The sequence below is a fragment of the Tessaracoccus pujii genome, from assembly GCF_054483895.1.
On the sequence record NZ_CM137012.1, the window covers coordinates 192,183 to 204,831 of the forward strand.

The 12,649-nt window shown below is 70.0% G+C and carries 13 protein-coding genes; 8 read left to right on the forward strand and 5 right to left on the reverse strand.

Translation table 11 applies throughout. From position 1 onward, the window contains the following. Positions 1-2: 2 nt before the first annotated feature. Positions 3-1,268: a M18 family aminopeptidase gene (locus ACX1D0_RS00890; protein ID WP_459019035.1), complete on the forward strand. Its 1,266-nt coding sequence runs from the start codon at positions 3-5 to the stop codon at positions 1,266-1,268. On the opposite strand, the gene ACX1D0_RS00895 is transcribed toward ACX1D0_RS00890, so the two are convergent. The 4 genes from ACX1D0_RS00895 to ACX1D0_RS00910 are packed head-to-tail and all read right to left on the reverse strand — an operon-like array spanning position 1,265 to position 5,073. Further along, entirely contained in the window at positions 1,265-2,128 is an 864-nt protein-coding gene (locus ACX1D0_RS00895; RefSeq protein ID WP_459019036.1) for an iron ABC transporter ATP-binding protein, read from the reverse strand. The genes ACX1D0_RS00890 and ACX1D0_RS00895 overlap by 4 nt on opposite strands. Further along, complete coding sequence (locus ACX1D0_RS00900; RefSeq protein ID WP_459019037.1) at positions 2,125-3,102, reverse strand: iron chelate uptake ABC transporter family permease subunit; 978 nt, start codon at positions 3,100-3,102, stop codon at positions 2,125-2,127. Before ACX1D0_RS00900 ends, ACX1D0_RS00895 begins: the two co-directional genes overlap by 4 nt. Next, a complete protein-coding gene (locus ACX1D0_RS00905) occupies positions 3,099-4,115 on the reverse strand; it encodes an ABC transporter permease (protein ID WP_459019038.1) in 1,017 nt (338 codons plus the stop codon). The genes ACX1D0_RS00900 and ACX1D0_RS00905 overlap by 4 nt, the downstream gene beginning before the upstream one ends. Before the next feature lie 7 nt (positions 4,116-4,122). After that, complete coding sequence (locus ACX1D0_RS00910; protein ID WP_459019039.1) at positions 4,123-5,073, reverse strand: siderophore ABC transporter substrate-binding protein; 951 nt, start codon at positions 5,071-5,073, stop codon at positions 4,123-4,125. A 449-nt stretch (positions 5,074-5,522) separates the two neighbouring features. On the opposite strand from ACX1D0_RS00910, the gene ychF reads away from it, so the two are divergent. The 4 genes from ychF to ACX1D0_RS00930 all read left to right on the forward strand — a co-directional run bounded on the left by ychF (position 5,523) and on the right by ACX1D0_RS00930 (position 8,481). Continuing rightward, positions 5,523-6,596, forward strand: coding sequence for a redox-regulated ATPase YchF (gene ychF, locus ACX1D0_RS00915; RefSeq protein ID WP_459019040.1), 1,074 nt, complete (start codon positions 5,523-5,525; stop codon positions 6,594-6,596). Positions 6,597-6,710: 114 nt separating this feature from the next. Beyond that, positions 6,711-7,550, forward strand: coding sequence for a serine O-acetyltransferase (gene cysE, locus ACX1D0_RS00920; RefSeq protein ID WP_459019041.1), 840 nt, complete (start codon positions 6,711-6,713; stop codon positions 7,548-7,550). A gap of 62 nt (positions 7,551-7,612) precedes the next feature. Further along, complete coding sequence (locus ACX1D0_RS00925) at positions 7,613-8,041, forward strand: CBS domain-containing protein (RefSeq protein WP_459019042.1); 429 nt, start codon at positions 7,613-7,615, stop codon at positions 8,039-8,041. Between the two features lie 35 nt (positions 8,042-8,076). Continuing rightward, positions 8,077-8,481 (forward strand): NUDIX hydrolase, encoded by a 405-nt coding sequence (locus ACX1D0_RS00930; RefSeq protein ID WP_459019043.1) that lies wholly within the window; start codon positions 8,077-8,079, stop codon positions 8,479-8,481. Between the two features lies 1 nt (position 8,482). Here ACX1D0_RS00930 and ACX1D0_RS00935 read toward each other — a convergent pair whose 3' ends face one another. Beyond that, a complete protein-coding gene (locus ACX1D0_RS00935; RefSeq protein ID WP_459019044.1) occupies positions 8,483-9,292 on the reverse strand; it encodes an aldose epimerase family protein in 810 nt (269 codons plus the stop codon). A 53-nt stretch (positions 9,293-9,345) separates the two neighbouring features. Here ACX1D0_RS00935 and ACX1D0_RS00940 point away from each other — a divergent pair, with 53 nt between their 5' ends. From ACX1D0_RS00940 to tkt, 3 genes are all read left to right on the forward strand, one after another. Next, positions 9,346-9,879, forward strand: a complete 534-nt coding sequence (locus tag ACX1D0_RS00940) for a GNAT family N-acetyltransferase (protein WP_459019045.1) — start codon at positions 9,346-9,348, stop codon at positions 9,877-9,879. 9 nt (positions 9,880-9,888) lie between these two features. Continuing rightward, complete coding sequence (locus ACX1D0_RS00945; protein ID WP_459019046.1) at positions 9,889-10,398, forward strand: phosphoribosyltransferase; 510 nt, start codon at positions 9,889-9,891, stop codon at positions 10,396-10,398. 129 nt (positions 10,399-10,527) lie between these two features. After that, complete coding sequence (gene tkt, locus ACX1D0_RS00950) at positions 10,528-12,582, forward strand: transketolase (protein ID WP_459019047.1); 2,055 nt, start codon at positions 10,528-10,530, stop codon at positions 12,580-12,582. The last annotated feature ends 67 nt before the right edge of the window (positions 12,583-12,649 follow it).

The following is a 12,649-nucleotide window of genomic DNA, read 5'->3' on the forward strand; positions in this document are numbered from 1 at the left end:
GCATGCTCGACTCCGCCCAGGACCACATCGCCCACCTCATGGACTTCGTGTCCGCGTCGCCCACCTCGTTTCACGCGGCGGACCAGATCGCGGTGCAGCTCAGGCAGGCGGGCTTCGAGCAGGTGGACCCCCGGCGGCCCTGGGGTGGAGTCGCCGGTCGTCGTTTCCTGGTGCGCGACGGCGCCGTCGTGGCGTGGGTGGCGCCTGAGGAGCTCGGACCCGACGCGGGGTTCCGGATCGTCGGCACGCACACGGATTCGCCCGGCTTCAAGGTCAAGCCCGGCGCCCTGCTCCGGAGCGCAGGCTGGACCCAGCTCGGCGTCGAGGTCTACGGCGGGCCGCTGCTCAACTCGTGGCTGGACCGGGATCTCGGCCTCGCCGGCCGCCTCGTCAGCCGCGACGGCACGGTCCACCTGGTCAGGACCGGCGCCATCGCCCGCATCCCGCAGCTGGCCGTCCACCTGGACCGCTCCGCCAACGACGCCCTCACCCTGGACCGGCAGACCGGTACACAGCCGGTGCTCGCCGTCGAGATGGGGCAGGACCTCATGGAGTACCTGGCCGCGCTGGTGGGCCTGACCGCGGCGGACGTCGCGCTGCACGACCTGTTCGTCGTCGACACCCAGCCCCCCGCCGTGATCGGGGTGGAGCGCGAGTTCCTGGCCTCGGGGCGCCTGGACAACCTCGCCTGCACCCACGCGGCGCTCACCGCCGCGGCCGCCGTGCAGCCGGGAGCGGATGTCGCGGTGTTCGTGGCGTTCGACCACGAGGAGGTGGGATCCGACACCACCACCGGCGCCGGCGGACCCGTACTGCAGGACGTGCTCGAGCGGATCGCTGCGGGATATGGGCTGGGGCTGGACGCGAGCCGCGCGATGGTGGCCCGTTCGAGTTGCATCTCCGCGGACACCGGCCACCTCGTCCACCCCAACTACGCCGGCCGCCACGACCCCGTCAACCGGCCGCTGCCCAACCGCGGCCCTCTGCTCAAGATCAACGCCAACCAGCGCTACGCGACAGACGGCGTCGGCGCCGCACTGTGGATGCGGGCGTGCGACGCGGCGGGCGTGCCCACCCAGGCCTTCGTGTCCAACAACGCGGTGCCCTGTGGCTCCACCATCGGCCCCATCACCGCCACCCGGCTGGGGATCACCACCGTCGACGTCGGTGTGGGGCTGCTGAGCATGCACTCGGCCCGGGAGCTGTGCGGCGTGGAGGACCCCTGGTACCTGGCCCGCGCGGTCGCGGCCTACTGGGCCGGTGCCTAGGCGGACGTGCGCGTATCCAGGGTGAGCGGCACCGGGCCTGGCTCATCGTCCAGACGGCAGCCGCCGCAGGAGGCGGCGCTGCAGTTGTCGCAGGTCGGGACCGGCAGGTAGAAGTGCGCGATGCGCCGGCCGTGGAATTCCGCCACCTCGATGTCCAGGTCGAACACCTCGCGTAGGAGCCGGCGCTCGACGATCACCTCCGGCGAACCGATCGCGCGGACGTGGCCGTTCTTCATCGCGACGATCTGATCGGCCCAGCACGAGGCGTAGTTGATGTCGTGCACCACGATGACCACCGTCTTGCCGAGGTGGTCGGCTGCCCGGCGCAGGGTCTGCAGCATCGCGTGGGCGTGGGCGACATCCAGGTTGTTCAGCGGCTCGTCGAGCAGGAGGTACTCGGTGTCCTGGGCCAGCACCATGGCCACGAACGCGCGCTGGCGCTGGCCGCCACTCATCTCGTCGAGGAACCGGTCCCGCAGGTCGTCGAGGTCCATCCAGGCGATGGCCTGGTCGATCACCTCGCGGTCCTCCGATGTCAGGCGCCCGCCGGAGTGCGGGTAGCGCCCGAATCCGACGAGGTCGGCGACGGTCAGGCGGGACTGCAGGTCGTTGGTCTGGCGCAGCACGGCGAGCCGGCGGGCCAGTTCGCGGGAGTCCGCCGTCGCGACGTCGAGGTCGCCGACGGTGATGGTGCCGCCGTCGGTGCCGAGCAGGCGGGCGATCATCGACAGCAGGGTGGACTTGCCGGCTCCGTTGGCACCCACGATCGCGGTGAGCCCACCGCTGGGCAGGGTGAGGCTGACGTCGTCGACGACGATCGTGCGGCCGTAGCGCTTGGACACGCCTGAGATGGTGATCATTGCTTGGCCTTCCGCATGACGAGCCAAATGAAGGCGATGCCACCGACGAATTCGATGACCACCGCCAGCACCGTGGCCTGATGGAGGATCTGTTCCAGGACGGTCTGCCCGCCGACCAGCACGCCCACGCCCAGCAGCCCGGCCATCGGCATGACGATGGCGTGCCGCCCCGTGCCGCTGACCTGGTAGGCGATCGCGGCGACGATGAGGCCGAGGAAGGTGATGGGTCCCACCAGCGCCGTGGAGACGCTGACCAGCAGGGTCGCCACCAGCAGGACGCGGCGCACCACGCGCGAGTAGTCGACGCCGAGGCTGATGGCGGCGTCGCGGCCGAGGGTGAGGACGTCGAGGGTGGCGCGCCGGCGCCACAGCCAGTAGCTGGCACCGGCGACGATGGCCGCGGCCGGCCAGATGAGGTCCGGGTTGACGGTGGTGAAGCTGGCCAGCAGCGCGTCCTGGAGCACCTGGAAGCTGCTCGGGTCGAGGATTCGGGTCACCAGGGAGGACAGCGAGCGGAGGACCGCTCCGAGGACGAGGCCCGCGAGGACCACCACGTACACCGAGCGGCTGGTCCTCCCGAACAGGACCCCGGTCAGCCCGGAGGCCACGGCGAGCATGAGCGCGACGTTGAGCGCGAACATCGTGGAGGAGCCCACCTGGGCGACGAGCGTGACGCCGAGCAGGAGCACCAGCAGGGACTGGATGAAGGCGTACAGGGCATCCAGGCCCATGATCGACGGTGTGAGGAGGCGGTTGTTCGTCACCGTCTGGAAGGCCACCGTGGCGACCCCGGTGGCCCAGCCGACCAGCAGCATGGCGGCCACCTTCCGGCCGCGGAGCTCAAGGATGAAGCCGAGGTTGCCCGTCAGGTTGAGCGCCATGAAGGCCACCGTGGCCGCTGCCACGAGGCTGGCCGCGACGATGACGCGACGCCCCGGCAGGAGGCGGGTGGCCGAGGCGGCCGCGGCGGTCATCGGGTGGCCACCCGTCCACTGAGCAGCAGCGCGAGGAACACGGTGCCGCCGAGCACGCCCGAGACCGTGCCCACGGGGATCTCGTAGGGCGGGTTGAGGGTCCGCGCGAGGAGGTCGCATACCAGCACGAACCCGGAGCCCGCCAGCGCCGTCCAACCGATGTTGCGACGCAGGTTGTCGCCGCGCCACAGCGCGATGAGGTTGGGGACCACGAGTCCGACGAAGGCTATCCCGCCGACGACGACGAGGGTGATGGCGCTGGAGACGGCCACCAGGGCCAGGCCCAGGTTGAGCGTCGCCTTGTAGGACAGGCCGAGTGCCGTGGCGTGGTCCTCGCCGAGGCCCGCCAGGGTGAATCGATCGGCGAACAGCCACAGCATCACGGCCACGCCGCCCAGGAGCCAGAGGAGCTCGTAGCGACCGCGCAGCACGCCGGAGAAGTCCCCCTGCATCCAGATGCCCATCGTCTGCATCAGATCCAGCCGGTAGGCGACGAACGTGGTGCCCGAGGCGATGACGCCGGCGAGCATGATGCCCACGAGCGGGACCGCCACCACCGGCGCCGTCGGCGGGAGCGAGCGCACCAGCGTCAGGAACAGGGCCGTGCCGGCCAGCGCCGTCACCACGGCGATGAGCATCTTCACCACCAGTGGGGCTCCCGGGACCAGCAGGACGGCGATGAGGATGCCGACGCCCGCGGACTCGGAGGTGCCCACCGTGCCCGGCTCGACGAATCGGTTGCGCACGAGGATCTGCATGAGCATGCCGGACAGCGCCAGCGCCGCGCCGGCCAGAAGGACGGCGACGGTCCGGGGAATCCGGGAGACGGTGAGGGTGCGCCAGTCCTCAGCGGTGGCCCCGCCGGTCAGGAAGTCGGTCAGCGCCAGGTCGGCGGCACCGACAGACAGCGAGACCACCGACAACGCCAGCAGCACGGCGAGGGCGCCGAGCCAGCCCCAGGCAGGGGACTGGCCGGCGGGCCTCCGGAGCGTGGCGCTCGAGGTGGAGGTCACAGGCGCGTCAGAACGCCGAGACGGCTTCGTTCAGCATCTCCACGGCGTTGTCGACGCCGTGGATCATGATGTACCAGCGTCCCCCGTCGAGGTAGGTGACGTTGTCCTGGGACCAGGCGGTGGTGCCGGCGACGAGGTCGTTGTCGAGCACCTGCTCGGCGGCCTCGCTCTCCTGGCCGATGGCCGCGTCGCGATCCACGACGTAGAGGTGGTCGGGGTCGGCCTCTGCGATGGCCTCGAAGGAGATGGCCTCGCCGTGGGCCTCCACCTCGACGTCGCTGATGGCGGGCTCGAGACCCAGTTCGGTGTGGACGAGCCCGAACCGGGACCCCGTGCCCTGGGCGGAGACCTTGCCGCCGCTCGTCATGAGGATCATGGCGGTGTCACCCGCCGGAGCCTTCTCCTGGGCGGCGTCGAGCGCTTCCTGCACCTCGGCCAGTTCGTCGGCGGCTGCCGCCTCCTTGCCGACCGTCTGCGCGACGACGGTGGTGGAGTACTCGATGCCTTCGTAGAACGTCATGGCGGTGGCGTCGTAGGTGACGTCGATCGTCGGGAAGTTCCGGGAGAGTTCCTCGACGAGCCCCGCCGTGCGGAAGCCGGCGATGACCAGATCCGGGTCGAGTGCTGCGATCGCTTCGAGGTCCGGTTCCTTCACGGTGCCCACGTCGGCGTACCTGTCGTCGTCGAAGTCGGCGAGGGCTGCGGGGAGAGCGGCGCCCTTGGTGAGTCCCACGACGCTGTCCTCGGCGCCGAGCGCGCGCAGCGTGTCGAGGGCGCCGAGGTCCAGGACGACGATGCGCTGGGCGGGGCCCTGGAGCGTGGTCTGGCCCTGGGTGTGGGTGATGGTGATGGGGTCCCCGCTCGCGGCGGGCTCGTCGGCGGCCGATTGGCCTGCGCAGGCGGTGAGGGAGAGGAGGATGAGTGCGGAGGCGGCGCCGGTGAGGCGGGTGAGCGGCATATCGAACCTTTGGGTGGTACTGACAGGGGGAGTCGACTAAGGCAACCCTAACTTGTATGAAATTGGCAACGCAACGCTGTCCAAATTCAGTCCCCACGTCGGCGGCGTGGGTGCGGTTGCCGAGGTCGCGGCCCGTCGTCGGAGGGCGACGTGAGCCGGACACGGCTGTCGGTGCCCGTGCATGAGCCGGACACGGCTGTCGGTGCCCGTGCATGAGCCGGACACGGCTGTCGATGAAGCTGATTGAGCCGCATCCAGGGCTCATCTGGCTGAGAACGTTGCCATTGGCCGGATAGCTCGTCGAGTGCCGTGTCCGGCTCATGCCCCCGAACTGAGTGCCGTGTCCGGCTCATGCGCCGCGTCGAGTGCCGTGTCCGGCTCAAGCCCCAGGCGACAGCCGTGTCCGGCTCATTCGGTGGGGCGCGGCGCGCCCGGTAAGCTCGTCCCTCGTGGCACTCACCATCGGGATCGTCGGTCTCCCCAACGCCGGCAAGTCGACCCTGTTCAACGCGCTCACCCGCAACAACGTGCTCGCGGCGAACTACCCATTCGCGACGATCGAGCCCAACGTCGGCGTTGTCGGTGTCCCGGACCCGCGCCTCCCGAAGTTGGCGGAGTTGTTCGGGTCGGAGCGGATCGTGCCCGCGACGGTGAGCTTCGTCGACATCGCCGGCATCGTGAAAGGCGCCTCGCAGGGCGAGGGCATGGGCAACGCCTTCCTCGCCAACATCCGCGAGGCCGACGCGATCTGTCAGGTGACCCGGGTGTTCGACGACGAGGACGTCACGCACGTCGACGGCGAGGTCAATCCGGCCAACGACATCGACACCATCGCCACCGAGCTGATCCTGGCGGACCTCGCCACAGTCGAGAAGGCGCTGCCGCGGGTGGAGAAGGAGGCGCGGATCAAGAAGGAGTCGCAGCCGAGGCTCGCCGCCTACCAGGCCGCCAAGGACGCGCTCGAGCACGGCAAGGGCGTGCGTGCCGCGGGTCTCGACGTGGAGGAACTCCGCGACCTCTTCCTCCTCACGGCCAAGCCCTACCTCTACGTCTTCAACTGCGACCAGGATGAGCTCGGCGACGACGACCTCAAGGGCCGCATGCGGGAGCTGGTGGCGCCGTCGGAGGCGATCTTCCTCGACGCCAAGTTCGAATCCGAGCTGGTCGAGATGGAGGAGGACGAGGCCCGCGAGTTCCTCGCCGAGATGGGCGTCGAGGAGCCGGGCCTCGATGTCCTGGCGCGTGTCGGATTCGACACCCTCGGCCTGCAGAGCTACCTCACGGCCGGCCCGAAGGAGTCGCGAGGCTGGACCATCCCCAAGGGGGCGACGGCGCCCGAGGCGGCCGGGGTGATCCACACCGACTTCCAGAAGGGCTTCATCAAGGCCCAGGTGATCGGCTTCGAGGACCTGATGGCCGCCGGCTCGGAGGCGGCCGCGAAGGCAGCCGGCAAGATGCGCCTCGAGGGCAAGGACTACGTGATGCAGGACGGCGACGTCGTCGAGTTCCGCTTCAACGTGTGACGCCGTACGCCGCATACCCCAGGGACGCCTCAGGTTCGCCGTCAGCGGACGGGGGCGACGCGGCCGACGCAGGTGGGTAACGTTGGCAGATGTAGCCCAGCTGAGGAGACCCCCATGGATCCCACACTCATCGTCCCCGACGATCAGATCTGGGAGGCCATCAAGCGCGAGTGCGCAGAGGCGGCAGCGCACGAGCCGCTGCTCGCCGGCTTCCTGCACACCGTCGTCCTCAGCCAACCGGACCTGGAGGACGCGCTCAGCCTGATCCTGGCCGCGAAGCTGGACAACACCACCCTGCCTGCGCTCAGCCTGCGCGACATCATCCACGACGTGATCCTCGACGACGAGTGCATCCAGCGCGCCATCCGTGCTGATCTGCAGGCCGTCGTCAGCCGCGACCCCGCGTGCCCGGGCTACGCGAACCCGCTGCTCTACTTCAAGGGGTTCCAATCCATCCAGGCCTACCGGGTGGCGCACTTCTACTGGATGCATGACCGCAAGCCGCTGGCGCTCTACCTGCAGAGCCGCATCTCCGAGGTCTTCGCCGTCGACATCCACCCGGGAGCGCGGATCGGCAAGGGCATCATGTTCGACCACGCAACCAGTGTGGTGATCGGCGAGACCGCAGTGGTGGAGGACGACTTCTCGATGCTGCACGAGGTCACGCTCGGTGGATCGGGCAAGGAGGGGGGCGACCGTCACCCCAAGATCGGCCGCGGCGTGATGATCGGCGCCGGGGCGAAGGTCCTGGGCAACATCCGCGTCGGAGAGGGCGCCAAGATCGGCGCCGGATCGGTCGTCCTGCACGAGGTCCCCCCGCACACCACCGTCGCGGGGGTCCCTGCCAAGATCGTCAACATTCCGGCGTGCGCCCTGCCCGCGTTCGAGATGGATCAGAGTATCGACGACCTGGATGATGCGGGCCGACGCGAGGCCGTCCCGCAGGGCCAGTAACCGATCGGCCTCTTTCAGCGAAATAGCTACCGCGCTCCCCACCGCCGGCGATACCGTGAACCATGCGCATCACCGACGTCATCGCCAGCAAGGGCTCCACTGTCATCACCGCCCGCTCTGACCAGAGCGTCGCGGACCTCGTCAAGCTCCTCACCGACAACCGCATCGGCGCCGTCGTCATCACCGACGACGGCCAGAGCGTCACCGGTATCGCCGGGGAACGCGACGTGGTCCGCGCCCTCGCCGAGCGGGGCGCGGCGGCCCTGGACGCCACCATCGGTGAGATCCTCGACCGCGACGTGCACGTCTGCGTGCCCGACGACGATCTCGCGAGCGTCGCGGCAGCCATGACCGAGTTCAGGACGCGGCACATGCCCGTCGTCCAGGAGGGCCACTTCGTGGCCATCGTCAGCATCGGCGACATCGTCAAGAGCCGCATCGATCAGCTGCAGACCGAGCAGGAGCACCTCATCAAGTACGTGCAGAGCTGACCGCCGGCGCGCCAGGCACGGGTCACCCCGCCCGCATGGAGCGACGCATCCACGTGACCGCCGTGGTGCTGCGCGACGCGTCCGGGGCGGTGCTCCTGGTCCGCAAGCGGGGCACGACCATGTGGATGAACCCCGGCGGCAAGCCCGAGCCGGGGGAGTCGCCGGAGGAGTGCGGAGCCCGCGAAGTGAGCGAGGAATTGGGGTTGCACCTGGACCCGGCGCGTCTTGAGCCACTCGGACTCTTCGAGGCGGCCGCCGCCAACGAGCCGGGCCATGTCGTCGTGGCGCACGTGTTCTCCTGGCCTGAGCGCGTCGTCGGGCCGGTGCTGCCCGCTGCGGAGATCGACGCCGTTCGCTGGTCGGACCCACTCCAGGCCGTGGCCCGGACGGACCGCACGCTGGCGCCGCTCTACACCGACGCGATCGCTCCGCTGCTGTGACTCACACCTCGACGCGCAGCGCGATGGTGTGGCTGCCGCCCGCCGGGATGCTCACCGCGTCGCCCTGGACGCAGCCATACTCCACGCACGCGAACCCGCTCCATCCGCCCCCGGCCACCTGAGCGCCACCCGGGCCGGGGTTCCACACCACGACGTTCGCGGCCCCGTCGGCGGACAGCCGCAGGTCGCATGAGCCGTCGCGCAGGATGGTCGCTGGAGCCCCGCGGTACACCCGGTCCACGTGCCGGCCCACCGGCACCGGGGCGTCCTCGACATCGGCGGCCGCATCGACGGCGAAGTCACGGAACGACACGCCCTCAAGCCCCGCGACGACGGCACGGCCGGCGTCCACCGCGAAGTAGGGATGCAGCGCGACATCCGCCACGACGTCGCGCGTGGGGCTGGTCACGGTCAACTCGACCGAGAGCCGCCGTCGCCCGGTTCGCACGTCCAGCCGGTAGTCGAGGTCCGGTGGGTAGAGCTCAGCCCCGGGCAGGTGCGCCACGCCGGGGGACCCGAGGACGAGCACCACCTTGGCGCCTTCGTCGCTCTGTTCCACGAGCTCGGTCTCCCACGTCACCCGCGAGACCAGGCCGTGCGGGAAGGGCACGGCGAATTCGCCAGTGCCCACCCCGAACCAGGGCGCACACACCGGGATGCCGCCGTGCCACATCTCTCCCGGCCGCAGCTGGGCCTCGCGCGCCATCCAGAGCATCTCGCCGCGACCCTCGGGCGCCCAGGACAGCACGCACCCGCCGAGCTCCGAGACCCGGCCGCGACCCCAGGCGCCATGCAGCTCGTGAATGGTCATGCCCGGCACGCTACCCCCGCGACACGCACGCGGCAGCCCAATACGATGTGGCCATGCCGACGATTCGTCCCGCCCAGCCCCGAGACCTGCCGGCCATCACCGAGATCTACAACGAGGCGGGTGTGGGAACCACCGCCTCCTACGCCCTCGAGCCGGTGACGCTGGAGGACCGGCGCGCCTGGTTCCAGCGGCTCACCGGCAGCGACCACCCGGTGCTGGTCCTCGAGGACGACGACCAGGTCATCGGGTTCGCCAGCTACTCGCAGTTCCGCCCCCTGGCCGGCTACGCCCACACGAAAGAGCACAGCGTCTACATCCGCTCCGGCCGCCGCGCCGCCGGCGGGGGCCGCATGCTGATGCTGGCGCTGCTGGACTACGCGCGGGGGCGCGGCGTGCACGTCATGGTGGGAGTGGTCGACGGGGCCAACGAGGAGTCGCTGGCGTTCCACCGGGCGTTGGGCTTCGTCGAGTCCGGGCGCCTCCCGGAGGTGGGGCGCAAGTTCGACCGGTGGCTGGACGTGGTGTTCATGACCCAGGTCCTCGGCGCGCCGGGGCCCGACCGGGCCGGCGCGCCCGGCTCGCACTAGCATGTCGGCATGGCTTTCCACGCTGACGCGACCGACCTCACCCACAAGGAGATCCTGACCTGGGAGGGCTTCGGGGCGGCCCAACGCGAGTTGGCCGGCATGGTGGCGGGGTCCGGATTCCGGCCGGCGATCATCGTCGCCGTGGCCCGCGGCGGCATGCCGGTGGCAGGCGGGCTCACCTACGCGTTGGGCGTCAAACTCACCGACGTGATCAACGTCGAGTTCTACACCGACGTCCACCAGACGCTGCCGGACCCCATCCTCCTCGCGCCGATGCTGGACACCGAATCCATCGCCGGCCGCAGGATCCTCGTCGTCGATGACGTGGCGGACTCCGGACGCACCCTGGGCCTGGTGATCAAGCTGCTGCGCGGCTTCGGCGCCGAGGTGCGCAGCGCGGTGCTCTACGCCAAGTCCGGCACCCTCGTCGAGCCGGACTACGTGTGGAAGCAGACCGACGAGTGGATCGTGTTCCCGTGGTCCGCGGAGCCACCGGTGACGGCAGCGGAGCCCCGCTGAGCATCTGCCCAACCTGGCGGGAAGCCGTGGCAACGGATGGGAACCCAGGCCATCTCACGCAGGGCGCACGATAGTCTTGGCGGCATTCCGGCGCGGCCTCGTGCCACATCTCCAGTAAGGAACAACAACGTGACTCTTGAGTGGACCGAACAGGATTCCCGGGCCGTCGACACCGCCCGTATCCTCGCCGCCGACGCCGTCGAGAAGGTGGGCAACGGGCACCCCGGCACCCCCATCTCCCTTGCCCCTGTGGCCTACCTGCTCTACCAGAAGGTCATGAACACGGACCCGACCGACGACCTGTGGCTGGGTCGCGACCGTTTCGTGCTGTCGGCGGGGCACGCGTCGCTGACCCAGTACACCCAGCTGTACCTCGCGGGCCTGGGGCTCGAGCTGGATGACCTGAAGGCGCTGCGCACCTGGGGCTCCAAGACCCCTGGCCACCCCGAGTACCACCACACGAAGTTCGTCGAATGCACCACCGGCCCGCTGGGCGCCGGCATCTCCAACGCCGTCGGCATGGCCATGGCGGCCCGCCGCGAGCGCGGCCTGTTCGACCCCGAAGCCGCCGTCGGCGAGTCGGTCTTCGACCGCCAGATCTACGTCATCGCCGGTGACGGCTGCCTGCAGGAGGGCATCTCGTCCGAGGCGTCGTCGATTGCCGCCACCCAGAATCTCGGCAACCTCACCCTCATCTACGACGACAACCGCATCACCATCGAGGGTGAGACGGACATCTCGTTCACCGAGGACGTCAACGCCCGCTACGAGGCCTACGGATGGCACGTGCAGAGCGTGGACTGGACCCACGGCGGCACCGAGTACCGCGAGGACATGGACGCCCTCTACGCCGCCATCGAGGCCGCCAAGGCGGTCACCGACAGGCCCAGCTTCATCAAGCTGACCACCGTCATCGGCTGGCCCCTGCCCACCAAGCAGGGCATGCATGCCGTGCACGGCTCGAAGATCGGCGGCGACGAGATCGCCGCGATGAAGGAACTGCTGAACTTCGCCCCTGAGCCGTTCGCGGTGGACCAGGAGATCGTGGACCATGCCCGCGCCAACGCCGCGGAGCGGGGCCGCGCCGCGCGCGCGGCGTGGGACGAGAAGTTCGACGCCTGGGCAGCCGCCAACCCCGAGCGCGTGGCGTTGCTGAAGCGCGCCGCCGCCCGCAAGCTGCCCGAGGACCTGAGCCTGCCGGTGTTCGAGGAGGGCAAGAAGTCCACCCGCGCCGCGTCCGGTGAGGTGCTCTCGGCTCTGGCTTCCCAGCTGCCCGAGCTGTGGGGCGGCTCCGCCGACCTCGCGGGCTCGAACAACACGACGATGAAGGGCGAGCCCAGCTTCCTGCCGGAGGAGCGCGCCACGCACGACTGGCCCGGCCACCCCTACGGTCGCACGCTGCACTTCGGCATCCGCGAGCACGCCATGGGCGGCATCCTCAACGGCATCAACCTCTCCGGCCTCACCCGTGCCTACGGCGGCACGTTCCTGGTGTTCGCGGACTACATGCGCCCGGCCGTGCGGCTCGCCTCGATCATGCAGGTGCCCACCATCTTCGTGTGGAGCCACGACTCCGTCGGCGTAGGCGAGGACGGTCCCACGCACCAGCCCATCGAGCACCTCGCGTCGCTGCGCGCCATCCCCGGCCTCGACGTCGTGCGCCCGTCGGACGCCAACGAGACCGCCGTGGCGTGGGGCGAGATCCTGCGCCGCGCGGACCGCCCGGCCGGCATCATCCTGTCCCGCCAGGACCTGCGCACCATCCCGCGCGGCGAGAAATTCGCCTCCGCCGAGGGGGTCGCCAACGGTGCCTACGTGGTGAGCGAGGCAGACGGCGAGGCCCAGGTCATCCTGCTGGCCTCCGGCTCCGAGGTGGAGCTGGCGCTGGCGTCGCAGGACGCGCTGCAGGCCGAGGGCATCGCCACCCGCGTGGTGTCCGTGCCCTGCCAGGAGTGGTTCGACGAGCAGACGCCTGAGTACAAAGAGTCCGTGCTGCCCGCGGCCGTCACGTCGCGCGTCAGCATCGAGGCCGGCATCGCCATGGGATGGTCGAAGTACCTCGGCGCGAAGGGCGCCTCGGTCAGCATCGAGCACTTCGGTGCCTCGGCATCGGGCAACAAGTGCTTCGAGGAGTTCGGGTTCACGGTGGACAACGTGGTGGCCACCGCGAAGTCGGTCCTCTGAAAGCCACGTCCGCACCGCTCGACGGCGGCGTTCCCTCCCGGGGCGCCGCCGTCGAGCGTCTCCCGGC